Raw genomic sequence first — 26,779 nt, 5'->3', positions numbered from 1 at the left:
ACAATTGTCGCCAGAAATTCTGTGATCAAGGAGTAGTGACATGCGTGTTAATGGTATAACCCACCAGGATCTAGCCGCTTATGGAATTCATAACGTTGGTGAAATCGTTCACAATCCGAGTTATGAATTACTGTTTAAGGAAGAAACGGACCCTTCTCTGCAAGGGTTTGAGCGTGGTGTAGTCACCAATCTGGGTGCCGTGGCCGTCGATACCGGCATCTTTACCGGTCGTTCGCCAAAAGATAAGTACATCGTTCGTGACGATATTACCCGGGACACCGTCTGGTGGGCCGATCAGGGTAAAGGCAAGAACGATAACAAACCCCTCAGCCCTGAAGTCTGGGCAGATCTGAAAAAACTGGTCACCGAGCAGCTCTCCGGCAAGCGCCTGTTCGTGGTCGATACCTTCTGCGGTGCCAACGCAGACTCCCGCCTGAAAGTCCGCTTTATCACAGAAGTGGCATGGCAGGCGCACTTCGTCAAAAACATGTTTATCCGCCCGAGCGATGAAGAACTGCAAGGTTTTGAGCCTGACTTCGTGGTGATGAACGGCGCCAAGTGCACCAACCCGAACTGGCAGCAGCAGGGAATGAACTCGGAAAACTTCGTGGCATTCAACCTGACAGAGCGCATGCAGCTGATCGGCGGCACCTGGTACGGCGGCGAAATGAAGAAGGGTATGTTCTCCATCATGAACTACCTGTTGCCGCTCAAAGGCATCGCTTCCATGCACTGCTCGGCCAACGTGGGCGAGAAAGGCGACGTGGCGGTGTTCTTCGGCCTGTCCGGCACCGGCAAAACCACGCTGTCCACCGATCCGAAACGCCAGCTGATCGGCGATGACGAGCACGGCTGGGACGACGATGGCGTGTTCAACTTCGAAGGCGGCTGCTACGCCAAAACCATCAAGCTGTCGGAAGAGGCCGAGCCAGACATCTATCACGCCATCAAGCGTGATGCGCTGCTGGAAAACGTCACCGTATTGGCCGACGGCACCGTGGACTTCAACGACGGTTCGAAAACCGAGAACACCCGCGTTTCCTATCCGATCTACCACATCCACAACATCGTCAAGCCGGTGTCTAAAGCGGGCCATGCCACCAAGGTGATCTTCCTGACTGCGGACGCCTTCGGCGTACTGCCGCCGGTATCACGCCTGACGGCTAACCAGACCCAGTACCACTTCCTGTCCGGCTTCACCGCCAAGCTGGCCGGCACCGAGCGCGGCGTTACCGAACCCACGCCAACCTTCTCTGCCTGCTTCGGTGCTGCCTTCCTGTCGCTGCACCCAACCCAGTATGCAGAAGTGCTGGTCAAGCGTATGCAGGCGGCCGGAGCGCAGGCTTACCTGGTGAATACCGGCTGGAACGGTACCGGTAAACGTATCTCGATCAAAGACACCCGCGGCATTATCGACGCCATCCTCAACGGTGAAATCGATAAGGCAGAAACCATTACGCTGCCAATCTTCGATCTGTCGATGCCAACCGCCCTGCCAGGCGTTGATCCGGCGATCCTCGACCCACGTGCTACCTATGCCAACCTGGAGCAATGGGAAGAAAAGGCGCACGATTTGGCGAACCGCTTTATCACCAACTTCGACAAGTACACCGATACCCCGGCAGGCGCGGCACTGGTCAGCGCGGGTCCGAAACTGTAATAACGTTAATTACCCCCTAAGCCAAGGCGCGGACTCCGCGCCTTTTCTATTGGTGGTCGATTGGGATTAGTCGCTGATTTGCACTTGGCGTCGATTTGTCGGGGCGCTGCATGCTGCGCCCGTTAAAAGTTTAAGCGTTTTCTTTAGCAGGCGGATTGCCGCTGGCAGCTTCTTTCTTTTCGATCGGTAATGGGAGATAAGCCCGGATACGCAGCCCACCGCGCTCACTGGTGCCGATATCCAGCACACCGGCATGAGCATCAATAATACGCTGTACGATCGCCAGCCCTAACCCGGTACCGCTGGTGCTACGCGCACTGTCGCCGCGCACAAAGGGTTGGAACAGGTGCTTCAGCTCCTCCGGTTTGATACCGGGGCCATCATCTTCCACCTGGAACCAGCCGCGTTGCAGTTCACGCCCACTGCTGACCTTGATCCAGCCGTTGCCATAGCGCGCCGCGTTGACCACCATGTTCACTACCGCACGTTTGATCGATAGCGGATGCACATCCACCATCAACTCACCCGGCAGGATGTCGGTTTCAATCACCCGCTCGTAGCCGCTTTCTGCGGCCACCACTTCGCCCAGAATAGAATTCAGATCGCAAATTTCGGTTTGCATCTCCTGGCCGGTACGCAGGTAATCAATAAACTGTTCGATGATGGCGTTACATTCTTCGATATCTTTATTGATCGACTCCGCCAGATAGCCGTCTTGCTCGCTCATCATTTCCGTTGCCAGCCGGATACGCGTCAACGGCGTGCGCAAGTCGTGACTGACCCCTGCCATCAGCAATGTACGGTCGTCGGCCAACAGCTTCACCCCGGAGGCCATCTGGTTGAAGGCCCGGGTCACGGAGCGCACCTCAGAGGCACCATACTCGCGTAGCGGCGGCGGAATAATGCCTTTGCCTACCTGCAAGGCGGCATGCTCCAGCTCTACCAGGGGGCGGTTCTGAATGCGGATAAACAGCCAGGCCCCGCCTATCGCCAGCAACATAATCGCCAGGGTATAGCGGAACAGCGGCGAGAAATCGCCTTGATGGATTTCGGTCAGCGGGACGCGCACCCAGATATCCGGCTGTAACCAGGTTTTCAGCCAGACCACCGGGGAGTTTTTGTTCACCTCGACGCGGACGTCGGTCGGGCCTCCCAGTTGCTGGGCCATCTGCTGACTGAGGAATTGGTAGTGTTGCGCCCAGCGCAGGCCGCTCTCTTCCGCAGCCGCATTGGTGTAGAGAGAGATGCCCAGCTCGCGGTAAATCTCGCGGCGGAACGCTGGCGGCACCTCAAGCAAGGTGCCGTCCTCCAGTTGCAGCCGATCGGTCATCAGCATACGAACTTCGTATGCCAACACCTTATTGAACTGCTGCAGGCTGGGCAGGATGGCGAAGTTAAGCACCACCAGATAGGTCGTCACCAGGCTGACGAACAGCAAGGTGACGATCAACAGCAAAGTTCGGGCAAACGAGCTACGCGGTGAAAAGCGTAATCTCCTCATGCCTTACTGCCGTCCGGGACGAAGACGTAGCCAAGACCCCAAACGGTCTGGATATAGCGTGGATGTGCCGGATCTTCTTCAACCATGCGGCGCAGGCGCGAGATCTGCACGTCGATGGAACGCTCCATCGCACTGTATTCGCGGCCACGGGCCAGGTTCATCAGCTTATCGCGCGACAACGGTTCGCGTGGGTGGCTGACCAAGGCTTTCAGCACGGCGAACTCACCGCTGGTTAATGGCATAGGTTCATCTTCACGGAACATCTCGCGCGTGCCGAGGTTCAGTTTGAATTTACCGAAGGCGATCACCGCTTCCTCTTGCGAAGGCGCACCCGGCAGCTCGTTGGCCTGACGGCGCAACACCGCACGGATACGGGCCAGCAGCTCGCGTGGGTTGAACGGTTTAGGGATATAGTCATCGGCACCGATTTCCAGCCCGACGATACGGTCTACTTCTTCACCCTTGGCGGTCACCATAATGATCGGCATCGGGTTGCTTTGGCTGCGCAGACGACGGCAAATAGACAGCCCGTCTTCACCCGGCAACATCAGGTCTAATACCATCAGATGGAAAGACTCACGCGTCAGCAAACGATCCATTTGCTCAGCGTTGGCCACGCTGCGAACCTGGAAGCCTTGTTCGGTTAAGTAACGCTCTAAAAGCGCACGCAGGCGCATGTCATCATCGACGACCAGAATCTTGTGATTCTCTTGCATTGTCTGACTCCCAAAGGCTTTATTGCCTGATTCTAGACTGTGGCCCGCACTTATGCATTGGTACCGCTGGCGGCTATTTGGCAACAGCCTGTATTGTTCAAAAACTCCATCATTACTGACAGCGTTTAATGGTATATATTCTAGACGAAATTGTTACAAAGCTTATTCTTTTGCCCAAATATCAACAATTTTCACTTAAATCAGGGGCGCCGAACGGTAAAAAACTTCCCGCTGCGTATGATGTACACTCTTGGCAGAAAACCGCAATACTGGCGAATTGGCAGTGTACCTCAGGTTTATAAAAAAAACGCCACCGGATATCGTGACCGCTTTATGCGAGAATCGCCCACTTCCTGTGATTTGATGATGGATAACGATGAAAACATTGCTGATCACCCGTGAGGGTTACAACAAGCTCAAAAAAGAACTGGATTTCCTGTGGCGCGAAGACCGTCCGGAAGTGACCAAGAAAGTCACCTGGGCCGCCAGCCTGGGCGACAGAAGCGAAAACGCCGATTACCAATACAATAAAAAGCGGCTGCGTGAGATCGATCGCCGGGTGCGCTACCTCACCAAATGCCTCGAACAGCTGAAAATTGTCGATTATTCGCCACAGCAGGCGGGCAAGGTGTTCTTTGGTGCCTGGGTGGAGATCGAAAATGACGATGGCGATACCAAGCGCTTTCGCATCGTGGGCTATGACGAAATCTTTGGCCGCAGAGACTACATCTCCATCGACTCGCCAATGGCCCGCGCCTTGCTGAAAAAAGAGGTGGGGGACACGGCGACGGTTGAAACCCCGGCGGGCATTGCCTACTGGACGGTCAATGAGATCGAGTATGTCAAAGACGCCGAATAATTGCCCCTCACCCTAGCCCTCTCCCATAGGGAGAGGGGACCGAACATGCCACAACTCAACTACAGTATTCACCCTCCGCGCCTCCCTGCTACAGATTGACTCCCGCTCCAGATCCCGACGCCACACAGCTCCCTCTCCCTGTGGGAGTGGGTTGGGGTGAGGGGACAAACTGACCAGCATTAAGCCCTCCAGACTGGCATTTTTTCCCGGTAAAACGTATAACTGTTCCCCTATTGATTATCGCTGCTAACAGATACCTGACCTATGACTGATCCACTGAGCCGCATCATTGCCACCGAACTGCAGGCCCGCCCGGAGCAAGTTGACTCCGCCATCCGTCTGCTGGATGAGGGCAATACCGTGCCGTTTATCGCACGCTACCGTAAGGAAGTTACCGGGGGCCTGGATGATACCCAACTGCGCCAGTTGGAAACTCGTCTAGGCTATCTGCGTGAACTGGAAGATCGCCGCAAAACCATCCTCAAGTCCATTGACGATCAGGGCAAGCTGACCGAACAGTTGGCGGGGGCGATTAACGCCACGCAAAGCAAAACCGAACTCGAAGACCTTTACCTGCCCTACAAACCTAAACGCCGCACCCGTGGGCAGATCGCTATCGAAGCCGGTCTGGAACCGCTGGCCGACTCTCTGTGGCAGGATCCGCAACAGCAGCCAGAACCGCTGGCCGAAAGCTTTGTCGACGCAGAGAAAGGCGTGGCAGACGTCAAAGCCGCGTTGGACGGCGCGCGCTACATCCTGATGGAACGCTTTGCCGAAGACGCTACCCTGCTGGCCAAGGTGCGTGACTACCTGTGGAAAAACGCCCATCTGGTGTCCAAGGTTGTCGAGGGTAAAGAAGAAGAAGGCGCGAAGTTCCGCGACTATTTCGACCATCACGAACCTATCGCGCAAGTGCCTTCACATCGTGCGCTGGCGATGTTCCGTGGCCGCAATGAAGGCGTGCTGCAACTGGCGCTGAATGCCGATCCGCAGTTTGAAGAGACCCCGCGTGAAAGCCAGGGCGAGCTGATTATCACCAACCATCTCAACCTGCGTCTGAACAACGCGCCGGCAGATGCCTGGCGCAAATCCGTAGTTAACTGGACGTGGCGCATCAAGGTGCTGCTGCATCTGGAAACCGAACTGATGGGCACCCTGCGTGAGCGCGCCGAAGACGAAGCGATCAACGTCTTTGCCCGTAACATGCACGATCTGCTGATGGCAGCCCCGGCCGGTATGCGCGCCACCATGGGCCTGGATCCAGGTCTGCGTACCGGGGTTAAAGTGGCGGTGGTTGATGCCACCGGCAAGCTGGTTGCCACCGATACCGTTTACCCACACACCGGGCAGGCTGCCAAAGCCGCTGCGGTGGTGGCTGCGCTGTGCACCAAACACAAGGTTGAGCTGGTTGCCATCGGTAACGGCACCGCCTCCCGCGAGACCGAGCGTTTCTTTGCCGAACTGCAACAGCAGTTCCCGGATGTGAAAGCCCAGAAAGTGATTGTCAGCGAGGCTGGCGCTTCGGTGTATTCCGCCTCTGAACTGGCCGCGCTGGAATTCCCGAACCTCGACGTTTCGCTGCGTGGAGCGGTTTCCATCGCCCGCCGCCTGCAAGATCCGCTGGCGGAACTGGTGAAGATCGATCCTAAATCTATCGGCGTTGGCCAATACCAGCACGACGTCAGCCAAAGCCAGTTAGCCAAGAAACTGGACTCGGTGGTGGAAGACTGTGTGAACGCCGTTGGCGTTGACCTGAATACCGCCTCCGTGCCGTTGCTGACCCGCGTCGCTGGCCTGACCCGCATGATGGCGCAGAACATCGTCACCTGGCGTGACGAGAATGGCCGCTTCAGCAACCGTGAACAACTGCTGAAAGTGAGCCGTTTGGGGCCAAAAGCCTTCGAGCAGTGCGCGGGCTTCCTGCGTATCAACCACGGTGATAACCCGCTGGATGCCTCAACCGTCCACCCGGAAACCTACCCGGTGGTGGAACGTATCCTGGCCGCAACTCGCCAGGCGCTGCAAGACTTGATGGGCAACCCAAGCGCGGTGCGCAGCCTGAAAGCCAGCGACTTTACCGATGAGAAATTCGGCGTACCCACGGTCACCGACATCCTGAAAGAGCTGGAAAAACCGGGCCGCGACCCACGTCCGGAATTCAAAACCGCCACCTTCGCCGAAGGGGTAGAAACCCTTAACGACTTGCAGATTGGCATGATCCTGGAAGGCTCGGTCACCAACGTCACCAACTTTGGTGCCTTTGTGGATATCGGTGTCCACCAGGACGGCCTGGTACATATCTCGTCACTGGCGGACAAGTTCGTTGAAGATCCGCACACCGTGGTGAAAGCCGGCGATATCGTCAAGGTGAAGGTGATGGAGGTGGATCTGCAGCGTAAGCGTATCGCGCTGAGCATGCGCCTGGATGAACAACCGGGCGAAGGTTCCGCACGCCGTGGCGGGGGCAATAATAATGCTCCAGCACGCGATAAGACTTCACGCCCGGCGGCCAATAAGCCTAAACCACGCAACAGCACTCCAGCGGGTAACAGCGCCATGGGTGATGCGTTGGCCGCTGCGTTCGGTAAGAAATAATCTTCCTGCGAGCAGGGCGGAATAATTTCCGCCCTCTTCAACCGCTTTTTTTTGACTTTCGGCAACATAATGACGTTTTTTTTGCCTCTCGATTTTACGTTACCCTCTTCCTCTTCAAGCCGACTCCAACTCCACTTTATTAACACCCTTCTTAACACCGCGTTTTCAGGCTGGCTATTGTGCTGTAAACACAAATACTTACCCCTCTCATTTACAGCAAACGATGTTGCCAGCTCCGCGCGGTGAAACTCTCCAGCGCGCAAATGGGGTTACAACTGTTTCATCACCGCAAGAATATGCACAAATTCGCAACTTAATTAACCTTTTGCGCTCATTTGCAGTGCGTTGGGCTTAGTGCTAAAACTAAGGCAAGCGAGCCGCCTCTTTTAAATGAGTCGCTGCTTACAATTACCCACATATTCTGTATTGAATACGATAATGGTTATCACTATGATTCTGCGTATTCATTGCTCCGCTTTATGACTCGGCGCTTCTGGCCCCATACACCTTTTTACAGGTCGTCTGGGCAGCAAATGTTCTGAAGGTGGCATTCCTGTGGGAATTCCCAACGCATTGAGAAGGCAATATGCAGCTGCTCCCTAAACATACCTATAAAATTACCGGCTTCTCCAGCGAGATCAGCCCGGCGTACCGCCAGAAGTTGCTGTCGCTCGGCATGTTACCCGGTTCGCAGTTTGACGTGGTACGCGTGGCACCGCTGGGCGATCCGATAGAAATAAAAACTCGCCGCGTTAGCCTGGTATTGCGTAAAAAAGATTTAGATCTGATCCTGCTCGATGGCTAACCGTAACGCGCTGTCCCCGCCTCTGGCTGTTGCCGTGTGCAAACACGGCCGATAATTAATTCACTGATATCACGTTGGTTTATGAAAAAACTCACTATTGGCTTAATCGGCAACCCGAACTCGGGCAAGACAACGCTGTTCAACCAGCTCACCGGGGCGCGCCAGCGGGTCGGAAACTGGGCCGGGGTGACGGTTGAGCGTAAAGAGGGCCAATTTACGACGCCGCAGTCGCAGGTGACGCTGGTTGATTTACCCGGCACCTACTCGCTCACCACCATCTCCGAGCAGACCTCGCTGGATGAGCAGATCGCCTGTCACTACATCCTGAGCGGCGATGCGGATATGCTGATCAACGTGGTCGATGCCTCCAACCTTGAGCGTAACCTCTACCTGACGCTGCAACTGCTGGAACTGGGTATTCCGTGCATCGTGGCGTTGAACATGCAGGATATTGCCAAGAGCCAGAATATCGAGATCGATGTCGCCGCCCTTGCCGAGCGTCTCGGCTGCCCGGTGGTATCCATGGTTTCCACCAAGGCCGACGGCGTTGGCCTGTTGAAGCAGACCATCGACAACCATCGTTTCAATCAGCTAAAAGCGCTGGTGGCCTATCCGCCACTGCTGCTCAACGAAATTGCGACGCTGACTGAAGCCATGCCTCAACAGTTGCCCACCGAACAGCGGCGCTGGCTGGCCCTGCAAATGCTGGAAGGCGATATCTACAGCCATCAGTTGACCGGTAAAGCCACCGCACTACTGCCACAGGCCAGGCTGGCACTGCAACAGCTGCAACAGGAAGATCCCGCGCTGGTGATTGCCGATGCCCGCTACCAGTCGATTGCCACCCTCTGCGATGCGGTCAGCAACTCACAGCAGGCATTACCCAACCGCCTGACGGAAGTGCTGGATCGAGTGATCCTCAACCGCTGGCTGGGGGTACCAATCTTCCTGCTGGTGATGTACATCATGTTCGTATTGGCGATCAACATCGGCGGTGCGCTGCAACCGATCTTCGATCTCGGTTCAGCGGCTATTTTTATCCAGGGTATCCAATGGGTCGGTTATACCCTGCATTTCCCGCAGTGGCTGACCGTCTTCCTGGCTCAGGGCGTAGGGGGCGGTATCAATACCGTGCTGCCATTGGTCCCCCAGATCGGCATGATGTACCTGTTCCTGTCATTCCTGGAAGACTCCGGCTATATGGCTCGTGCGGCGTTTGTCATGGATCGCCTGATGCAGGCGCTCGGGTTGCCGGGTAAATCTTTTGTTCCGCTGATCGTCGGCTTTGGCTGTAACGTGCCATCCATTATGGGTGCACGTACCCTGGATGCCCCACGCGAGCGCCTGATCACCATCATGATGGCTCCGTTTATGTCCTGCGGCGCACGCCTGGCCATTTTTGCCGTCTTTGCCGCAGCCTTCTTCGGCCAGGATGGCGCGGGCGTGGTGTTCTCGCTGTATATGCTTGGCATCGTGGTGGCAATCCTCACCGGCCTGGTACTGAAATACACCATCATGCGCGGTGAAGCATCGCCGTTCGTGATGGAGCTTCCGGTTTACCACGTGCCTCATCTGAAAAGCTTGCTGCTGCAAACCTGGCAGCGCCTGAAAGGTTTCGTACTGCGCGCCGGTAAAGTGATTGTAATTGCCAGCATCTTTATTGGCGGCCTGAACAGCTTCTCGTTCAGCGGCCAACCGGTAGACAGCATCAATGATTCAGCACTGGCCTCCGTTTCCAAAGTGTTGACGCCGTTATTACAACCCATGGGCGTGCATAACGATAACTGGCAAGCCACCGTCGGGCTGGTGACAGGGGCGATGGCAAAAGAAGTGGTGGTCGGGACGCTCAACACGCTGTACACCGCAGAGAACATCACCAATGAGCACTTCGATGCCGCCAATTTCAATCTGCTTGATGAGCTGGGTGCTGCCGTTAATGAAACCTGGCAGGGCCTGAAGGACACCTTCAGCCTGAGCGTACTTTCCAACCCCATAGAAGCCAGCAAGGGTGATGGTGAAATGGGCGTTGGTTCCATGGGCATGATGAGCAGCAAATTTGGCACCTCAATCTCGGCCTATAGCTATCTGATCTTCGTGTTGCTGTATGTCCCCTGCGTCTCGGTGATGGGAGCGATTGCGCGGGAATCCAGCCGTGGCTGGATGACCTTCTCCATCCTGTGGGGCCTGAACGTGGCCTACTCACTGGCAACGCTGTTCTATCAGGTCGCGACCTTCAGCCAACATCCGCAGTACAGCGCAACGGCAATCCTGATCGTACTGCTGTTCAATGCGCTGGTGCTATTGGGCTTGCGCAAGGCACGTAGCCGGGTAACCATCCGTTTGCGTAGCGCCACCTCGGCATCCTGTTGCCAAAGTTCGCAGAGTGACTGTCACTAATGGCCAGCCTGCTGCAACTGCGTGATGCGCTAGCCCTGCAAGGCGGCGCTCAGGCGCAACAGCTTAGCCAACAACTGGCAACACCTTTGCCATTGGTTGAGGCCATGTTGGATCGTTTGACCGCGTTAGGAAAAGTTGAACGTATTGAGCTTGATAACAGCGAATGCCTGAGCGGCAGTTGCAAGAGTTGCCCGGAAGGACTGGCGTGTAAAACGGTGATTTATCGCTTGAAGGGCTAAATACAGGGGCGCGACAGTTTACCTGCGCCCCTCGTTTGAAGATTATTGCTTGTCTTTATACACGTCAGCTACGGCGCTGAACTTGCCGTGCTCACGGGCAGCCAGCACGACAAAGTATTGGCCCCCTTTCTCATCGGCCAGTTTGGACAATTCATCTTTCAAGTCCATCGGGTCGGTGGCCTGTGCAGTTGAAGACACGGTGCCAACTTTCTCATACTTGCCTGGGTTCTTATCCAGTTCGTCCTTAGTTAGCAAAGTTGCCGCCATCGAGCTGAAAGATACTGAACCTACAATCAGCGCCGCAACGATCATCTTCAATGATTTCATGACAATACCTCTCAATGGATAAATTAGTTTTTATGAAAGCGACCAACAATAAATGCGTCATCGAGCCTGGCTACCGCGACGTCTAACAGCTTCGTTGCTTTCCCTGACGAAGCTCTCTCTGCCCAGAAACAAATCGCCAAAGTGAAAATTGATACGGACATATTCACCTTGCAGCCGCGCATTTACCCCTTCAAGTATCGAACAGGTTCGATTTTTATCCACCTATTGGCTAATTTTTTACCGCTGTTTTGTGCTTTTATAATCTGTAATCAATAAGATATCCCCGCCAGACCGCATCCTTACTCGGTTGCGGCAAAGTGATTAATAATGTTAGCGAATGCGTCTGGATGGGAAATAAACGGCGCATGAGCCGCTTTGGCCATTACCACCGAGGTGGAGTTTGGCCACAACTCGTCCAGCAGGGTTGCGACTTTGCGCGGCACTAACCCATCGAGATAGCCATAAATCCGCAGTACTGGCATTGTCAGTGCCGTCAGTGATTGGCGTTGATCCACCGTGCGCAGCATTTCCAGCCCCCCGTTGAGCACCTCAACACCCGGCATCGGCTGATTGAGCACCACGGCTTTCAACTGGCGCGCATCCTGACGGGCGCTTTCCGTGCCCAGCGTTTGCAGTGCCAGGAAGCGTTCCACAGTGCGCTGAAAATCATGGCTAAGCTGGTGTTGGAAGCCACTAAGCACTTCCGGGCGGATCCCCGGCCACGGATCGTGTGCCGTAAAGCAGGGTGAAGAAGCCACAGTGATCAGCCCGGTAACCCTTTCAGGCTGCATAAGTGCGATCTGCCCCGCCACCAGCCCGCCAAGAGACCAGCCTAACCAGTAAGCCTGCCTGGGCGCGGCGGCCAGCAATAGCTCCGCCATCTGCGTTACCGAGACGGCCCCATAACCCTGGCTACGGCCATAGCCGGGTAAGTCCACCAGGTGCAGACGAAAATGCGGAGCTAATCGCTCCAATGTGCAACCCCAGACCTCGGCGTTCAATCCCCATCCGTGCAACAGCACAAGATCGCGATCGCCTTCACCTATTGTCTGCCAATACAACATACTCATCAGTTATTGTCCTGCTAAAACGGGGGAAGAGACCATGCTACCAATCCACAGCCGCTGTTGGCTATGCCGACAGCCATTACGGCTAATGCAACAGGGCATTTGTAGCTACTGCCTACGCTCGCTGCCCGTAAAACCCTGTTGCTGCCCTACTTGCGGCTTGCCCAGTGGCGATGCCCTGCAGCCCTGTGGACGATGCCTGCAAAAACCGCCCCCTTGGCAAGCGCTGGTATTTGCTACCGATTACCGCCCGCCCATCAGCACCCTGGTCAGAAATTTCAAATTTCATCAGGCACCGGCGCTGGCTCCCACGCTGGCCCGTTTGATCCTGCTGCACTGGCTGCAAGCACACCGAGAGCAACATCTGAACAGACCGGAAGTGATTTTAGCGGTACCCTTACAGGACAAACGCTGCTGGCGACGTGGCTATAACCAAAGCGATCTGCTGGCACGGCCACTGGCCCGCTGGTTGGGTTGTGAATATCGCCCTGCGGCATTGCGCCGGATCAGGGCGACTGCGCCACAACAGCAACTGATAGCACGCCTGCGGCGGCGTAATCTGCGTGGTGCTTTTCGTTGTGATGAGGATCTGGCTGGCAAGCATGTGGCATTGTTGGATGATGTGGTTACCACTGGCAGCACCATGGCAGAAATCGCTACACTATTACAGAATCAGGGCGTCGCATCGTTGCAGATTTGGTGCGTTTGCCGCACGTTGTAGTACCACGGCAATGGGCGTATTATAACCTACTATAGAAGTCAACTATTGAGCTAATGCTATGATCCGTATAACAGATGCTGCACAGGAACACTTTGCCAAACTGTTGGCAAGCCAAGAAGAAGGCACCCAAATCCGCGTATTCGTGATCAATCCGGGTACGCCGACGGCCGAATGCGGTGTCTCTTATTGCCCGCCAGACGCGGTGGAAGCGACCGACACCGAACTCAAGTTCGAGAAGCTGTCCGCTTACGTCGATGAGCTGAGCGCGCCTTACCTGGACGATGCCGAAATCGACTTCGTCACCGATCAGCTCGGCTCACAGCTGACGCTGAAAGCGCCTAACGCCAAAATGCGTAAGGTGGACGACGATGCGCCACTGATGGAGCGCGTAGAATACGTGCTGCAATCACAGATCAACCCGCAGTTGGCTGGCCACGGCGGCCGCGTTACGCTGATGGAAATCACCGACGACGCACTGGCCATCCTGCAGTTCGGCGGCGGTTGCAACGGTTGTTCGATGGTGGATGTTACGCTGAAGGAAGGGATCGAGAAAGAGCTGCTGCAAAAGTTCCCGGAACTGAAAGGCGTACGCGATCTTACTGAACACCAGCGCGGCGATCACTCCTACTACTGATGCTCGCAAAGGGCGCTGCCTGCAGCGCCCCTAGCCATTTCGCAGGGGCTGGCAAACCGCCCCTGTGTATTTAACCTACCGAAACCTTTCTGCGTCGCTTATCCAAATCCTTCAATAAACGATTCACTTCGGGATCGGCAAACATCGCTTCCAACGTCTGGCTCAGCTTGCGCCGCCAGTTTGGATATTCATTGCTGGTGCCTGGAATATTGACCGGGTCCGCCATGTCTAACCAGTCTTCTGGTTGCAGGCCCAACAGCGCGCTGGCGCTATCCGCCACATAACGTTGCAGACCCCGATTCAGCAACGGGCTCATACTCAGCAACGAGGCTTTCTTACCCACCTTTTGCGGTACACAATCGTAGCGATGCAGCCCATCCAGCAACCCCTGCTTGGCCCGCTCACGATCGGCAAACAGCTCTTTGAGCACTTGCGCATCCGGGTATAACCCCAGCTGGTTACCGAGCGTCAGATCGCCGCTTTGCCAATAGCCGCGCAGCGTTGGCAGATCGTGGGTGGTAATGGTCGCCATCGCCTGCACCGGATAAGACTGCGGCGCACGGAACTGCTTGTCAGCATCGTGCTCGAAATACAGCACCTTATAGGAATAGACGCCACTATCACGCAGCTTGCCGACAATCTCCACCGGCACGGTCCCCAGATCTTCCCCAATCACCATGCAACGATGGCGCTGACTCTCCAAGGCCAACAGCGCCAGCAGATCGTCAACCGGGTATTTCACATAGGCACCGTGATCGGCCGTTTCGCCGTAAGGGATCCACCATAAGCGCAACATCGCCATCACGTGATCGATACGCAAGGCGCCACAGCTGGTCATATTGGCCCGCAGCAAATCGATAAACGGCTGATAGCCTCGTGCCACCATCACATGCGGATCCATCGGCGGCAGACCCCAGTTTTGCCCCAGCGGCCCAAGGATATCCGGCGGAGCACCTACCGAGGCTTGCATGCAATACAGCTCGCGCTCACACCAGGTTTCCGCTCCGCCCTCTGCCACCCCGACCGCCAGATCGCGATACAGGCCAATCGGCATCTGCCGCTGCTGGCTTTGGCTGAAGCACTCGGCAAACTGGCTGACCGCCAACCATTGCAGCCACAGGTAGAAGCTAACCTCATCCTCGTGCTGCTTGCAGAAGGTTTCCACCGCCGGGCTATTACCCTGCCGATATTCCTCCGGCCAGGCTGGCCAGCCCCACATAGTGCTGTCTTGAGTGATGAGATGGGCATGTAACGCGTCGAACGTCGCCTGCTGATACAGGCTGCTGCCCCCCTCCCCGACAAAGCGTTCAAACTCCTGCCTCAGCGCATCCTGCGGCTTACGCGCCTGGAAATGCGGGAAAGCCAGCTTCAATGCCGTCAGCTTCAACTCCGTTACCGTGCTGTAGTCCACCAGATCGCTATTGCGTGCCTTAGCCAACCGTTTTTGCGTCGTGGCTTTCTGCCACCACTTTTGCGCGGCTTGGCTAAGTTGGAAATCCTCCACCACGTTGACGTCGATATACACCACGTTTAACCAGCGGCGTGACGACGGGCTATAAGGGCTGGCGCTTTCCGGGCTGGCCGGATACAGCGCGTGGATCGGATTGAGCCCGATAAAGGCCCCACCGCGTTCCCCCACTTCGCCAACCATCGCCCGCAGATCGCCAAAATCCCCAATACCCCAGTTACGCTCGGATCGCAGCGTGTAGAGCTGTACGCAGGCTCCCCACAGCTTCTTGCCGGTCAGCAAGGCATCCGGCTCGTAGCAACGCTTGGGCGCGACAATCAGCCGGCAGGCCCATTGCTGCTCACCCTGCTGCAAAGTGAGCTGGTGATAGCCGAGCGGTAATTCGCCCGGCAGGGTCAACGTTTTATGTGCGCAGGCCCGGCCCTGTTGCTGGCTTCCGTCCTCACGCAACAACACCCAATGAAACTCGCCTTCTCCGCCCAGCGGCAATGCCACCGGGTTGCCGTGATAAAAAACCTTCACTGCCGGCAAGGGAGCCGTTGACGGTTGCAATGATGCAGGATTCATCGCCGCCAACAGCTTACGTTTGGTTTCCAGCGGCGTCGCCTGCCGCTGGCCATGGGCATTGATGTAATCGGCAGCAATTCCAGCCTGGGCTGCTACCTGATCGATACCTTTACTCATTCGCACTCCTTAACGCTTGGCTTGCCAAATGCGTTGCTGATAGTCACGGATCGAACGATCCGAGCTGAACATGCCTACGCGCGCGGTGTTAAGGATAGTGCGGCGCGTCCATTCGTCGCGGTCACGATACAGTTGGTCTACCTGCCGTTGAGCTTCGCAGTAGGAAGCAAAGTCCGCCAGCACCAGATACGGATCGCCGCCTTCCAACAGGCTATGCAGCATCATATCAAAAGCGTGCTTGTCACCGTGGCTGAATGCGCCGCTGGCCAGTTCGTCCAGGATCGCTTTCAGGTGTTTGTCTTTCTTGCGATAACTCAGCGGATCATACCCCTTGGCTAACAGCGCCTTGACCTGCTCCACGGTGTTACCGAAGATGAAGATGTTGTCCTCGCCGACTTGCTCGGCAATCTCGACGTTGGCCCCGTCCAGCGTGCCAACGGTCAGTGCACCGTTCAACGCCAGTTTCATGTTGCCAGTACCAGAAGCCTCCTTACCTGCCGTCGAGATCTGCTCGGAAATGTCCGCTGCCGGGATCATCAGTTCCGCAACGGAAACGCGGTAATCCGGGATAAAGGCCACTTTCAGGCGATCCTTGACGATCGGATCGTTATTGATCTTCTCTGCGGCCTGATTGATCGCATAGATGATGTTCTTCGCCAGGTAGTAGCCCGGCGCGGCTTTGGCACCAAACAGGAACACGCGTGGCACGATGTCCAGATCCGGGTTATCCCGCAGCTGACGATACAGCGAAAGGATGTGCAGCAGGTTCAGGTGCTGACGTTTGTATTCGTGCAGGCGTTTGATCTGCACGTCGAAGATCGCATCCGGGTTGAGCGTCAGCCCCATGACGCTGTGCACGTAATTAGCCAGGATCACCTTGTTATCGCGCTTGATCTGCTGATACTTCTCGCGGAAGGCGGCATCTTCGGCATATTTTTCCAGCCCCTTCAGCGCATCGAGATCGTTGGCCCATTCAACGTTCAAAGTGGTGTCGATCAAGCCAGACAACGCTGGGTTGCACTGCTTGAGCCAGCGGCGCGGCGTAATGCCGTTGGTGACGTTGTGGAATTTGTTCGGCCACAGCTGGTGATATTCCGGGAACAGATCTTTGACCACCAGATCCGAGTGCAACTGAGCTACACCGTTAACCGCAAAGCCGCTGACTACACACAGGTTTGCCATGCGCACCTGCTTATTATGATGCACCGCCAGCTTGGCCCAAACGGCGTCATCGCCCGGCCAGTGTTTATCCACCAGCTGCTTAAAATTGGCGTTGATCTGTTTGATGATGGCGAAGTGGCGCGGCAACAGGCTGCGAACCAGCTTCTCATCCCAGCACTCCAGGGCTTCTGGCATCAGGGTGTGGTTGGTATAGGCAAAGGTCTTGCTGGTGATCGCCCAGGCAGCATCCCAATCCAACTGGTGCTCATCGAGCAAAATACGCAGCAGCTCTGGGATCGCGATGGTTGGGTGGGTGTCGTTGAGCTGGATCACTTCGTACTTCGGCAATTCTTCAATCTTGCGCCCGGCCAGATGGTGCTTACGCAGAATATCGGCCACCGAGCAGGCACACTGGAAATACTGCTGCATCAGGCGCAGGCGTTTGCCAGCCTGATGGTTGTCATTCGGATAGAGCACCTTGGTCAACTTGGCGGCTTCAACACCCTGCTTTTCCGCCTGCAGGAATTTGCCGTCGTTGAAATCCCCCAGATCGAATGGATGAGCATGCGTTGCCTGCCACAGGCGCAGTGGCTGGGTGACTCCGTTACGGAAGCCCAGCACCGGCAGATCCCAGGCTTCACCACGCAGGGTAAACTCCGGGTGCCACAGTTGGCGGCCATCGGCCAGTTTCTCTACCTTGCCACCAATCCCAACGTCCACGGCCAGCGCCGCATTGTGGCGGAACCATGGGTAGCTCTCACGCTGCCAGTTATCCGGAGCCTCCTGTTGATGGCCCTCTTTGAACGACTGGCGGAACAGCCCGTATTGATAGTTCAGCCCATAACCGGTGGCCGGTTGCTCTACCGTTGCCATCGAGTCCAGGAAGCAAGCGGCCAAACGACCCAGGCCACCGTTGCCCAATGCCGGATCGGTTTCCTGCTCCAACAGATCCGCCAGCTTGACGTCCTGTTCTGCCAACGCGGCTTCAACGGTATCGTACCAGCCGAGGTTGATCAGGTTGTTGGCGGTCAGCCGGCCAATCAGGAATTCCATCGAGATGTAGTTCACATGGCGCAACGGTTTGCTGCTTTTACGTGGTGCAGGCTGTGCGGCCAGTTGTTCGGCGAGAGCGGCACTCACTGCCTCCCACCATTGATGCTGGGTCATCTGCTGTGCGGAGCTGAGGCCAAAGCGCTGCCACTGACGAGTCAGTGCAGCCAGAAAAACGTCCTTTTTGAGCATAGGCTGTGACATAGGTAAGACTCTCTATCCGGTGTACCCGTCGTCTTTCAAGCGGCAACTTGAGTTTCATTGGGTAGTAAATGGGCCAATTTTTTCACTATCGTGCCGGGGAGAACGAGCAATGGCATCATCCCGCCTGGGGATTAGCTGGGGAGGAGGATTGGGGCGTAGCTGAAACTGTGATCTCAGGCACTTTTCAACCCTCTTTCCGCACAGCAAAGCAGCTTATCGACACTGGCGATGAGCATAAATCAGACGACTAACCACGATCACGACGTTAGCATAGTTATTCTGACCGATGAAGTTTTGTACTTCCCTGTAAATAGCACAGAGACACCTCATTGAGTGTGGATAATCGGGCGTTATATAAAGCATCACTGATGCCGATCATCGGGCAAACGTAAAAAAGTGTGATCAATAGCAATTTAACTTCAAGCCAAAGCGCAAGCTTGTTGCAATACCGTTGATGATGTTCGACCTTAAGGAGGGGGATTAATTACGAGCCACAAAATAATTAATTTAGCCCCGGTCCCGAGGCAGGAACACGGTGAAATAAATTTTCTCGGGCAGTCCTTCGGCGGCGGGAACCGCACTTTATATCTGGAACATTATGCTGATCCCATCAAAACTGAGCCGCCCGGTACGGCTGCAAAATACCGTGGTTCGCGATCGTCTGCTGGCGAAGTTAGCCAGTGCGGCAAACTATCGCCTGACATTGGTCAATTGCCCGGCAGGCTATGGTAAGACCACGCTGGTGGCACAGTGGGCCGCAGGAAAATCGGATCTGGGCTGGTACTCCCTGGACGAAAGCGACAACCAGCCGGAGCGCTTCGCCAGTTATCTGATCGCCGCACTGCAGCAGGCCACCGCTGGCCACTGCGTAAAAAGCGAAGCCTTAAGCCAGAAACACCAATACGCCAGCCTTTCGGCGCTGTTTGCCCAGCTGTTTATCGAGCTGTCCGAATGGCACCAACCGCTCTACCTGGTGATCGACGATTACCATTTGATCACCAACGACCAGATCCATGAAGCGATGCGCTTCTTCCTGCGCCACCAGCCGGAAAATCTGACGCTGCTGATCCTTTCGCGCACCTTACCGCCCCTGGGGATCGCCAACCTTCGCGTCCGCGATCAGCTATTAGAGCTGAGTACGCGGCAACTGGCCTTTAATCATCAGGAGGCGAAACAGTTCTTTGACTGCCGTCTTAGTTCCCCGTTGGAACACAATGACAGCAGCCGCCTGTGCGACGAAGTGGAAGGATGGGCAACCGCCTTGCAGCTGATCGCCCTCTCCGCCCGCCAATCCACCTCTTCCGCTCAGCAATCTGCCAAACGCCTGGCCGGGCTGAACGCCAGCCACCTGTCCGATTATCTGGTGGATGAAGTGCTGGATCGCGTTGATGCCGACGCGCGTGCGTTCCTGCTACGCTGCTCGGTACTGCGTTCGATGAACGACGCGTTAATCGTGCGCCTGACCGGGGAAGACAACGGCCAGCAGCGCCTGGAAGAGCTTGAGCGCCAAGGTCTGTTTATTCACCGCATGGACGACACCGGCGAGTGGTTCTGTTTCCACCCGCTGTTCGCCTCGTTCCTGCGCCAGCGTTGCCAGTGGGAACTGGCGCTGGAGCTGCCCGGCCTGCATCGTGCCGCCGCAGAAGGTTGGCTGGCCCTCGGCTATCCGGCGGAGGCCATCCACCATGCCTTGGCGGCCAGCGATGTCAGCATGCTGCGCGATATCCTGTTGCAACATGCCTGGTCGTTGTTCCACCACAGCGAATTGGCGCTGCTGGAAGAATGCCTGAATGCCCTGCCGTACGAACGGCTGATCCAGAATCCGAAGCTGGCGCTGCTGCAAGCCTGGCTGGCACAAAGCCAGCACCGTTACAGCGAAGTGAATACTCAGTTGGAACGAGCCGAACAGGCCATGCTCCAGCAAAAAATCGTTATCGACCAGACGCTGCATGCCGAATTTGACGCGTTGCGTGCGCAGGTGGCAATCAACGCAGGCAAACCGGAAGAGGCCGAACGTCTGGCTACCGAGGCGCTGAAGTTCCTGCCGCTTTCCAGCTATTACAGCCGTATCGTGGCCACTTCGGTCACCGGTGAAGTTCACCACTGCAAAGGGGAACTGGCGCGGGCGCTGCCCATGATGCAGCAAACCGAACAGATGGCACGCCGCCACCAGGCTTACCACTACGCGCTATGGGCGCTGTTGCAGCAGAGTGAAATCCTGATCGCTCAAGGGTTCCTGCAAGCCGCCTACGAAACGCAGGATAAGGCCTTTGAGCTGGTGCGGGAACAGCATCTGGAGCAGTTACCGATGCACGAGTTCCTGTTGCGCATTCGCTCGCAGGTACTGTGGTCGTGGTCTCGGCTGGACGAAGCCGAAGAGGCAGCACGTGAGGGGCTGAAGGTCCTGGCTAACTACCAGCCGCAGCAACAGTTGCAATGCCTGGCGATGTTGGCGAAATGCTCGCTGGCGCGTGGCGATCTGGATAATGCCAACGCCCACCTGCTGCGCAGCGAAGTGCTGCTGCACGGCTCACAGTATCACCGAGACTGGCTGACCAACGCCGATAAACCGCGGGTGATCCACTGGCAGATGACCGGTGATACCGCCGCTGCGGCCAACTGGCTGCGTCATACCGAAAAACCGGGGATGGCCAATAACCACTTTATGCAGGGGCAATGGCGTAATATCGCCCGCGTACAGATCCTGCTTGGGCAGTACGAAGAAGCCGAAGTGGTGCTGGATGAATTGAACGAAAATGCTCGCCGCCTGCGGTTGGTCAGTGACCTTAACCGTAACCTGCTGCTCAGCAACCAGCTCTACTGGCAGATGGATCGTAAAGTGGATGCCCAGCGCGTGCTGATAGAGTCACTCTCACTGGCCAACCGCACCGGATTTATCAGCCACTTTGTGATCGAGGGAGAGGCTATGGCGCAGCAACTGCGTCAGCTGATCCAGCTCAATACGCTGCCAGAGATGGAGCAGCATCGTGCTCAGCGTATTCTGCGCGATATCAACCAGCATCATCGGCACAAGTTCGCCCATTTTGATGAGAACTTCGTCGATAAGCTGCTGACTCACCCGCAGGTGCCGGAGCTGATTCGCACTAGCCCGCTGACACAACGTGAATGGCAGGTGCTGGGCCTGATTTACTCCGGTTACAGCAACGATCAGATCGCCGGGGAACTGGCGGTGGCGGCCACCACCATCAAAACCCATATCCGTAATCTGTATCAGAAACTGGGGGTTGCCCATCGGCAGGAAGCGGTGCAGCAAGCGCAGCAGTTGCTGAAAATGATGGGGTATGGCGCTTAATTCTCCCCCTCACCCTAACCCTCTCCCACAGGGAGAGGGAACCGATCGAGTTCATTGATAGCTTTGCGTAACACCTTGTTTATCTGCTATTTTACGAAGTTTCACGGGTTAATTGCGTTGGGGTGAAGGCAAAATATCAACCCCACAGTTGGGCGATAGCACGTTTAAACTCACGGGCAGCAGCCACGGGATCGGCGGCATCGCGAATGCTGCGGCCAGCAATAAACACATGGATTGGAATGCCCTTGAACAGTGGCAGATCTTCCAGAGCCAAACCACCGGTCACGGTCACCTTGAAGCCCATGCTGGTCAGGCGTTTGATGGCGGTGATATCCGCATCGCTCCAGGCAACCCCGGCGGCCTGCGCATCGCGGCTGCGGTGGTAAACCACCTGTTGGATCCCCGCATCACGCCACTCCTGCGCCTGTTCCCAGGTCCAGAAACCGGTCAGCTCAATCTGCACATCACCGTCAAACTCTTTCGCTACCTCTAACGCCCCTTTGGTGGTGTTGATATCGGCACAGCAGATCACCGTGACCCAGTCTGCATTAGCCTCAAAACACATGCGTGAGAGGATCTTGCCAGCGTCGGCAATTTTGGCATCCGCCAGCACGATACGGTCTGGATAAAGCGCCTTCAGATCGCGCACCGCCCGCACCCCTTCCGCCACACACAGAATGGTACCAACCTCGATAATATCGACCTCGTTGGCGATCAGGCGCGTGGTGCGATAGGCATCATCCATTGACTGGTTATCCAGCGCGACCTGCAACATCGGTAAAGTGTTTGCCATCTTGCTTATTCTCCTTAGTGTTCTGCCGCAGCGGCAGAAGTCTGGTTAATCAAATCCAGCACCTGCTGTGGCGTGCGGCAGGCCCGCAGGCGATCGAAATTGGCCTCATCCTCGAACAGGTTAACCACTTGTAAAATGCCGACCTCCTGATGCGTTTTGGCATCCACCGCCGCCATAGTGATCAAAATATCGATCGGGTCGTTGTCCTCATCGCCAAAACAGACCGGCGTTTTCAGCGTAACCAGAGCAAAACCGGTTTTTAAAACCCCTTCCTCCGGCCTGCCGTGGGGCATGGCCAGCCCCGGAGCCAAGATAAAGTACGGGCCAAACTGCTCTACCCCGGCCAGAATGGCGTTGAAATAACGCGGCTCTACGACCCCAGCCTCCACCAGCAGATCGACACCAATCTTCACCGCCTGCTGCCAGTCTTGTGCCTCTGCCTGCAACAAGATCGACTGATTGTGCGCCAGCGAATCACTCAGCTTCATGGCCGTTGCCTCATTTGATGTCTTTGGGGAAATGAGCGCCGATCACGTCCATCAGCTTGGGGCCGAAGTCTGCGGCCGACAGCATATTGCGCACCCCCACCACATACTTGTTGCCACTGACGGTGATTTCGTCCGCCACATGGGTGGAGGCAATAATGATGTCGGCGCCGCTCAGTTCGGACTTGTACTCCCCCACCGCGCAGCTGTTGACCGTATGGTCTACGCCCTGCTGAGTGAGGAACTGGTCGACTTTCATTTTCATGATCATGGAACTGCCTTGCCCACAACCGCATACCGCCAGAATTCGTACCGTCATGATGTGCTCTCCAGTTAGTTTGAAGCCGATTCAGTGAGTTGTTTTTCCGCATCTTCTTCCGCGCGCAGCGTGCGCCCGGCGAAGAACATGTACAGCAGCGCGATAATCACCACCACGCCCATAAACCACAGGCCGAAGCTCAGGCCCTGCATCAGCGGCGGTGCCAGAATTGACCAGTCCGCCATGCCCATCCAGGCACTCAGCCCGGTCAGTTTGATGGCCCACACGCAGCCAAAGATTTCAATCATCCCCATCACCAGGCAAATCTTCATCGCCGCACGCCAGCCGCCGAAATGGTTGGCAAACACGCCAATGGTAGCGTTGGAGAAGAACATGGGAATAAAACCGGGAATGATCATGATGGAGGATCCGACTGCCAGCAGTACGCCCACGGCGATCAGTTGCCCCACGGTGCCCCACATAAAGCCCCACACCACGGCATTGGGCGCAAAGCTGTAAATGGCAGCACAGTCGATGGCCAGTACGGCCCCAGGGATCAGGCGTTGAGAGATACCGTTGAAGGCTTCGGTCAGTTCGGCAACAAACATCCGCACGCCCTGCACGATGATGAAGATAGCGACGGCAAACATCAGGCCGGTTTGCAGGATGTAGATCGTCCAATGGGTTTTACCCGCCATCTGTTGCAGGGTATCCAGCCCAAAAGAGCAGAGGATGATGCCAAAGAACACCGTCATCACGATGGCGGTAGAAACGATATTGTCATGGAAGATATTCAGCCAGCCGGGCAGCTTGAGGTCTTCCACGCTGTCCTCTTTTTTACCGAGATAAGGTGCCACCTTATAAGCTACCCAGGAGGCAAACTGCTGTTGGTGACCGATGGAAAAACCGCTGTTTTCCGTCACCGACTGGGTTGGTTTGAACATCATGTTGGAGGTGATGCCCCAATACAGCGAGGCGATCAGGGCGCTACACAATACGGTGGTCCACATGTCGTAGCCCGAGATGTAGAAGAACACCGCGATCAGCCCCACCTGCTGGAACATGATATGGCCCGTCAGCATGATGGTACGGATACCCGTGATGCGCCGCAGCAAAACATAGACAATATTCAGCGCCAGTGCCAACAACACCGCATAGCCCACCCAGCTGTAGGCATCCCCCATCCGTTCAATGGTCGCCATCATCGAGGCGTAAGTGTCGGAGATGGCACCGTTGATGCCATAAACCTCGGAAAGCTTGGCCACCACCGGTTTGAAGGTGCCGGTCAGGATGCCGGAACCGGCCTGCAACAGCATAAAACCGATGATGGTTTTGATGGTACCTTTGATGATCACCGCCGCGCTCTTGCGCAGCAACAGATAGCCCAGCAGCGTAACCAGGCCCAGTAGCAATGGGGCGTTGGTCATCACCTGATTAAAAAATACGGTGAAGATGGTGTAGAGGGTTTCCATACGGCTCTCCATGTAGCGTTTATGCGCCGTAGGGAACGCCGCTGGTCGCTAGAGCAGTGCGTCACCGTAACGCAGGGACAGGCTTACCATAGCAATCACAGTGAATCACCAAAAGATCATAAATGATTATTTGTGAACAACCTCGCAAGTTATATGGAAAAAATCTGTACATTCAACGAGCTGCGTTAAGGGGCATTCCATTACCCATTGAATTAAATACAAGTTAATGATTGAGCCTCTGTACATAGAGCCGATGAACAGCACCAAAAAGCCGGTTTTCGAACGATTAAACACCGGTTGTCAGCACGCATAAACGGTGCTAGATTCAGCAAAACAAGTCACAATAAATCATTAAATGATAACTTTTGATTAAATGTGATATGGAAACCCCTGAAAATGAGGCATAAATCATGAGTAAAGTTGCTACCATTACCCGCGAGTCATGGATCCTGAACACCTTCCCGGAGTGGGGCTCCTGGCTGAATGAAGAAATTGAACAGGAACAGGTTGCCCCCGGCACCTTCGCCATGTGGTGGCTGGGGTGTACCGGTATCTGGTTAAAATCAGAGGAAAATGCCAACCTGTGCGTCGATTTCTGGTGCGGTACCGGCAAGCAGAGCCACGGCAATCCACTGATGAAAACCGGCCACCAGATGCAACGCATGGCCGGGGTGAAAAAGCTGCAACCCAACCTGCGCACTACACCGTTCGTCCTCGATCCCTTTGCCATCAGACAGATTGATGCGGTACTGGCCACTCACGATCATAACGACCATATCGACGTCAACGTCGCCGCTGCGGTGATGCAAAACTGTGCCGCCACGGTGCCCTTTATTGGGCCACAGAGCTGCGTGGATATCTGGCTCGGCTGGGGCGTACCGGCGGAGCGCTGCATCGTCGTGAAGCCTGGTGATGTCATCAAAATCAAGGATGTGGAAATCCATGCGTTGGATGCCTTCGACCGCACGGCGCTGATCACCTTGCCGGTGGAGCAAAAAGCGGCGGGCATGCTGCCAGACGGCATGGATCAGCGGGCGGTCAACTATCTGTTCAAAACCCCTGGCGGCAATCTTTACCACAGCGGGGATTCCCACTACTCCAACTATTACGCCAAGCACGGCAACGAACACCAGATCGACGTGGCACTCGGCTCCTATGGCGAAAATCCACGCGGCATTACCGATAAAATGACCAGCGCCGACATTCTGCGCATGGCGGAATCGCTCAATGCCAAGGTGGTGATCCCGTTCCATCATGATATCTGGTCAAATTTCCAGGCCGATCCGCAGGAAATCCGCGTACTGTGGGAAATGAAAAAGGACCGGCTGAAATATGGCTTTAAGCCGTTTATCTGGCAGGTGGGAGGCAAATTCACCTGGCCGCTGGATAAAGACAACTTTGAATATCACTATCCACGCGGCTTTGACGATTGCTTTACCCTTGAGCCGGATCTGCCGTTTAAATCCTTCCTGTAACGGTTAAACATGAGAACGGGACGCCGGTTAGATGCTCACTTCTGCACATGGATGATTCAAATCATCAGCAGGTGAGCATATAATCACGTCATATCCCCTGACGATGGGGTAACGTTCTCATTTCTCGACGGAGCCTGCATGACCGAATCCCAGCGCCATAATGCCATTCTCGATCTCTTACAGCGTAAGGGGCAAATCTCCGTGGCCGATGTGATTAGCGCCTTTGAGATCTCACCGGCAACGGCGCGCCGCGACATCAACAAGCTCAATGAGACCGGTAAGTTGCGCAAGGTGCGTAACGGTGCCGAAGCCACCAGCACCCCGCGCCCCACCTGGACACCGCTCAATATTCATCAGACTCAGCATCTGGACGAGAAGATGCGCATCGCCAAAGCGGCCGCCCAGCTTTGCCAGGCGGGAGAGAGCGTAGTGATCAACTGTGGTTCCACCGCGTTCCTGCTGGGGCGCGAGATGTGCGGTAAAGAGGTACAGGTGATCACCAACTACCTGCCGCTGGCCAATTACCTGATCGAGCGTGAACACGAAAGCGTAGTGATTATGGGCGGCCAGTATAATAAAAGTCAGTCGATCACCCTGGCTCCGCAGGACGGCGATGCCACCCTGTATGCCGGGCACTGGATGTTCACCAGCGGTATCGGCCTCACCAGCGACGGGCTGTATAAAACCGATATGCTTACCGCCATGGCCGAACAGAAGATGCTGAACTATGTCGGTAAGCTGGTGGTGTTGGTGGACAGCAGCAAAGTCGGCCAACGCGCGGGAATGCTGTTCAGCCGCACCGAGCAGATCGACATCGTCATTACCGGGCGCGATGCCAATCCGGCGATAGTCGAGCAACTACGCCAACAAGGGGTCGATGTGCAGTTGGTTTAA

21 protein-coding genes are annotated in these 26,779 nt (G+C 55.8%); 11 read left to right on the top strand and 10 right to left on the bottom strand.

Going from position 1 to position 26,779, the window contains the following annotated elements:
* Positions 1 to 40: 40 nt before the first annotated feature.
* Complete coding sequence (pckA, locus tag ACRDCA_RS04285; RefSeq protein ID WP_438688436.1) at positions 41 to 1,660, top strand: phosphoenolpyruvate carboxykinase (ATP); 1,620 nt, start codon at positions 41 to 43, stop codon at positions 1,658 to 1,660.
* Positions 1,661 to 1,790: 130 nt separating this feature from the next.
* On the opposite strand, the gene envZ is transcribed toward pckA, so the two are convergent.
* Positions 1,791 to 3,161 carry a two-component system sensor histidine kinase EnvZ gene (envZ, locus tag ACRDCA_RS04280; RefSeq protein ID WP_025122397.1) on the bottom strand — a complete coding sequence of 457 codons (1,371 nt, stop codon included), beginning with the start codon at positions 3,159 to 3,161 and terminating at the stop codon, positions 1,791 to 1,793.
* Complete coding sequence (gene ompR / locus ACRDCA_RS04275; RefSeq protein WP_004709363.1) at positions 3,158 to 3,877, bottom strand: osmolarity response regulator transcription factor OmpR; 720 nt, start codon at positions 3,875 to 3,877, stop codon at positions 3,158 to 3,160. The genes envZ and ompR overlap by 4 nt, the downstream gene beginning before the upstream one ends.
* Before the next feature lie 376 nt (positions 3,878 to 4,253).
* Here ompR and greB point away from each other — a divergent pair, with 376 nt between their 5' ends.
* The 5 genes from greB (at position 4,254) to ACRDCA_RS04250 (ending at position 10,772) form a co-directional block, all read left to right on the top strand.
* Positions 4,254 to 4,736 (top strand): transcription elongation factor GreB, encoded by a 483-nt coding sequence (gene greB, locus ACRDCA_RS04270; RefSeq protein ID WP_438688435.1) that lies wholly within the window; start codon positions 4,254 to 4,256, stop codon positions 4,734 to 4,736.
* A 264-nt stretch (positions 4,737 to 5,000) separates the two neighbouring features.
* Positions 5,001 to 7,331 carry a Tex family protein gene (locus tag ACRDCA_RS04265; protein WP_438688434.1) on the top strand — a complete coding sequence of 777 codons (2,331 nt, stop codon included), beginning with the start codon at positions 5,001 to 5,003 and terminating at the stop codon, positions 7,329 to 7,331.
* Positions 7,332 to 7,917: 586 nt separating this feature from the next.
* Positions 7,918 to 8,136 (top strand): ferrous iron transporter A, encoded by a 219-nt coding sequence (feoA, locus tag ACRDCA_RS04260; RefSeq protein ID WP_438688433.1) that lies wholly within the window; start codon positions 7,918 to 7,920, stop codon positions 8,134 to 8,136.
* A gap of 81 nt (positions 8,137 to 8,217) precedes the next feature.
* Positions 8,218 to 10,533, top strand: coding sequence for a Fe(2+) transporter permease subunit FeoB (gene feoB / locus ACRDCA_RS04255; RefSeq protein WP_438688432.1), 2,316 nt, complete (start codon positions 8,218 to 8,220; stop codon positions 10,531 to 10,533).
* A complete protein-coding gene (locus ACRDCA_RS04250; RefSeq protein ID WP_438688431.1) occupies positions 10,533 to 10,772 on the top strand; it encodes a FeoC-like transcriptional regulator in 240 nt (79 codons plus the stop codon). Before feoB ends, ACRDCA_RS04250 begins: the two co-directional genes overlap by 1 nt.
* A gap of 42 nt (positions 10,773 to 10,814) precedes the next feature.
* Here the strand turns inward: ACRDCA_RS04250 and ACRDCA_RS04245 are convergent, their stop codons facing one another.
* Complete coding sequence (locus tag ACRDCA_RS04245; protein ID WP_438688430.1) at positions 10,815 to 11,099, bottom strand: YdgH/BhsA/McbA-like domain containing protein; 285 nt, start codon at positions 11,097 to 11,099, stop codon at positions 10,815 to 10,817.
* Between the two features lie 299 nt (positions 11,100 to 11,398).
* Positions 11,399 to 12,169, bottom strand: coding sequence for a pimeloyl-ACP methyl ester esterase BioH (gene bioH / locus ACRDCA_RS04240; RefSeq protein ID WP_438688429.1), 771 nt, complete (start codon positions 12,167 to 12,169; stop codon positions 11,399 to 11,401).
* A gap of 34 nt (positions 12,170 to 12,203) precedes the next feature.
* On the opposite strand from bioH, the gene gntX reads away from it, so the two are divergent.
* Positions 12,204 to 12,887 (top strand): DNA utilization protein GntX, encoded by a 684-nt coding sequence (gntX, locus tag ACRDCA_RS04235; RefSeq protein ID WP_438688428.1) that lies wholly within the window; start codon positions 12,204 to 12,206, stop codon positions 12,885 to 12,887.
* A gap of 58 nt (positions 12,888 to 12,945) precedes the next feature.
* Complete coding sequence (nfuA, locus tag ACRDCA_RS04230; RefSeq protein WP_438688427.1) at positions 12,946 to 13,521, top strand: Fe-S biogenesis protein NfuA; 576 nt, start codon at positions 12,946 to 12,948, stop codon at positions 13,519 to 13,521.
* A gap of 70 nt (positions 13,522 to 13,591) precedes the next feature.
* On the opposite strand, the gene malQ is transcribed toward nfuA, so the two are convergent.
* Together malQ and malP are read right to left on the bottom strand one after the other, a co-directional pair.
* The gene (malQ, locus tag ACRDCA_RS04225; RefSeq protein ID WP_438688426.1) at positions 13,592 to 15,673 is read right to left on the bottom strand and encodes a 4-alpha-glucanotransferase; all 2,082 of its coding nucleotides are present in this window, start codon (positions 15,671 to 15,673) and stop codon (positions 13,592 to 13,594) included.
* Between the two features lie 9 nt (positions 15,674 to 15,682).
* Entirely contained in the window at positions 15,683 to 18,088 is a 2,406-nt protein-coding gene (gene malP, locus ACRDCA_RS04220) for a maltodextrin phosphorylase (protein WP_438688425.1), read from the bottom strand.
* A gap of 598 nt (positions 18,089 to 18,686) precedes the next feature.
* Here malP and malT point away from each other — a divergent pair.
* On the top strand, positions 18,687 to 21,401 hold the full coding sequence (gene malT / locus ACRDCA_RS04215; RefSeq protein WP_025119257.1) for an HTH-type transcriptional regulator MalT: 2,715 nt from the start codon (positions 18,687 to 18,689) through the stop codon (positions 21,399 to 21,401).
* 136 nt (positions 21,402 to 21,537) lie between these two features.
* Here the strand turns inward: malT and ACRDCA_RS04210 are convergent, their stop codons facing one another.
* The 4 genes from ACRDCA_RS04210 to ulaA are packed head-to-tail and all read right to left on the bottom strand — an operon-like array spanning position 21,538 to position 24,410.
* The gene (locus tag ACRDCA_RS04210; RefSeq protein ID WP_438688424.1) at positions 21,538 to 22,194 is read right to left on the bottom strand and encodes a 3-keto-L-gulonate-6-phosphate decarboxylase UlaD; all 657 of its coding nucleotides are present in this window, start codon (positions 22,192 to 22,194) and stop codon (positions 21,538 to 21,540) included.
* A 14-nt stretch (positions 22,195 to 22,208) separates the two neighbouring features.
* Positions 22,209 to 22,682, bottom strand: coding sequence for a PTS ascorbate transporter subunit IIA (ulaC, locus tag ACRDCA_RS04205; RefSeq protein WP_438688423.1), 474 nt, complete (start codon positions 22,680 to 22,682; stop codon positions 22,209 to 22,211).
* A gap of 10 nt (positions 22,683 to 22,692) precedes the next feature.
* Positions 22,693 to 22,998: a PTS ascorbate transporter subunit IIB gene (ulaB, locus tag ACRDCA_RS04200; protein WP_025119260.1), complete on the bottom strand. Its 306-nt coding sequence runs from the start codon at positions 22,996 to 22,998 to the stop codon at positions 22,693 to 22,695.
* A gap of 14 nt (positions 22,999 to 23,012) precedes the next feature.
* A complete protein-coding gene (ulaA, locus tag ACRDCA_RS04195; RefSeq protein WP_025119261.1) occupies positions 23,013 to 24,410 on the bottom strand; it encodes a PTS ascorbate transporter subunit IIC in 1,398 nt (465 codons plus the stop codon).
* 410 nt (positions 24,411 to 24,820) lie between these two features.
* Here ulaA and ulaG point away from each other — a divergent pair, with 410 nt between their 5' ends.
* Both ulaG and ulaR read left to right on the top strand, forming a co-directional pair.
* Entirely contained in the window at positions 24,821 to 25,885 is a 1,065-nt protein-coding gene (ulaG, locus tag ACRDCA_RS04190) for an L-ascorbate 6-phosphate lactonase (protein ID WP_438688422.1), read from the top strand.
* Between the two features lie 138 nt (positions 25,886 to 26,023).
* Positions 26,024 to 26,779 (top strand): HTH-type transcriptional regulator UlaR, encoded by a 756-nt coding sequence (gene ulaR, locus ACRDCA_RS04185; RefSeq protein ID WP_438688421.1) that lies wholly within the window; start codon positions 26,024 to 26,026, stop codon positions 26,777 to 26,779.

Origin of the sequence: Serratia sp. (in: enterobacteria), assembly GCF_051654945.1 — a bacterium.
Lineage (GTDB): Bacteria > Pseudomonadota > Gammaproteobacteria > Enterobacterales > Enterobacteriaceae > Chania.
This window is presented reverse-complemented; position numbering and strand designations above follow the sequence as displayed.

Excerpts from the sequence above, each read along its gene's own strand:
- pckA (WP_438688436.1), top strand. The coding sequence starts at position 41 with ATGCGTGTTAATGGTATAACCCACCAGGATCTAGCCGCTTATGGAATT.
- envZ (WP_025122397.1), bottom strand. The coding sequence starts at position 3,161 with ATGAGGAGATTACGCTTTTCACCGCGTAGCTCGTTTGCCCGAACTTTG.
- ompR (WP_004709363.1), bottom strand. The coding sequence starts at position 3,877 with ATGCAAGAGAATCACAAGATTCTGGTCGTCGATGATGACATGCGCCTG.
- greB (WP_438688435.1), top strand. The coding sequence starts at position 4,254 with ATGAAAACATTGCTGATCACCCGTGAGGGTTACAACAAGCTCAAAAAA.
- ACRDCA_RS04265 (WP_438688434.1), top strand. The coding sequence starts at position 5,001 with ATGACTGATCCACTGAGCCGCATCATTGCCACCGAACTGCAGGCCCGC.
- feoA (WP_438688433.1), top strand. The coding sequence starts at position 7,918 with ATGCAGCTGCTCCCTAAACATACCTATAAAATTACCGGCTTCTCCAGC.
- feoB (WP_438688432.1), top strand. The coding sequence starts at position 8,218 with ATGAAAAAACTCACTATTGGCTTAATCGGCAACCCGAACTCGGGCAAG.
- ACRDCA_RS04250 (WP_438688431.1), top strand. The coding sequence starts at position 10,533 with ATGGCCAGCCTGCTGCAACTGCGTGATGCGCTAGCCCTGCAAGGCGGC.
- ACRDCA_RS04245 (WP_438688430.1), bottom strand. The coding sequence starts at position 11,099 with ATGAAATCATTGAAGATGATCGTTGCGGCGCTGATTGTAGGTTCAGTA.
- bioH (WP_438688429.1), bottom strand. The coding sequence starts at position 12,169 with ATGAGTATGTTGTATTGGCAGACAATAGGTGAAGGCGATCGCGATCTT.
- gntX (WP_438688428.1), top strand. The coding sequence starts at position 12,204 with ATGCTACCAATCCACAGCCGCTGTTGGCTATGCCGACAGCCATTACGG.
- nfuA (WP_438688427.1), top strand. The coding sequence starts at position 12,946 with ATGATCCGTATAACAGATGCTGCACAGGAACACTTTGCCAAACTGTTG.
- malQ (WP_438688426.1), bottom strand. The coding sequence starts at position 15,673 with ATGAGTAAAGGTATCGATCAGGTAGCAGCCCAGGCTGGAATTGCTGCC.
- malP (WP_438688425.1), bottom strand. The coding sequence starts at position 18,088 with ATGTCACAGCCTATGCTCAAAAAGGACGTTTTTCTGGCTGCACTGACT.
- malT (WP_025119257.1), top strand. The coding sequence starts at position 18,687 with ATGCTGATCCCATCAAAACTGAGCCGCCCGGTACGGCTGCAAAATACC.
- ACRDCA_RS04210 (WP_438688424.1), bottom strand. The coding sequence starts at position 22,194 with ATGGCAAACACTTTACCGATGTTGCAGGTCGCGCTGGATAACCAGTCA.
- ulaC (WP_438688423.1), bottom strand. The coding sequence starts at position 22,682 with ATGAAGCTGAGTGATTCGCTGGCGCACAATCAGTCGATCTTGTTGCAG.
- ulaB (WP_025119260.1), bottom strand. The coding sequence starts at position 22,998 with ATGACGGTACGAATTCTGGCGGTATGCGGTTGTGGGCAAGGCAGTTCC.
- ulaA (WP_025119261.1), bottom strand. The coding sequence starts at position 24,410 with ATGGAAACCCTCTACACCATCTTCACCGTATTTTTTAATCAGGTGATG.
- ulaG (WP_438688422.1), top strand. The coding sequence starts at position 24,821 with ATGAGTAAAGTTGCTACCATTACCCGCGAGTCATGGATCCTGAACACC.
- ulaR (WP_438688421.1), top strand. The coding sequence starts at position 26,024 with ATGACCGAATCCCAGCGCCATAATGCCATTCTCGATCTCTTACAGCGT.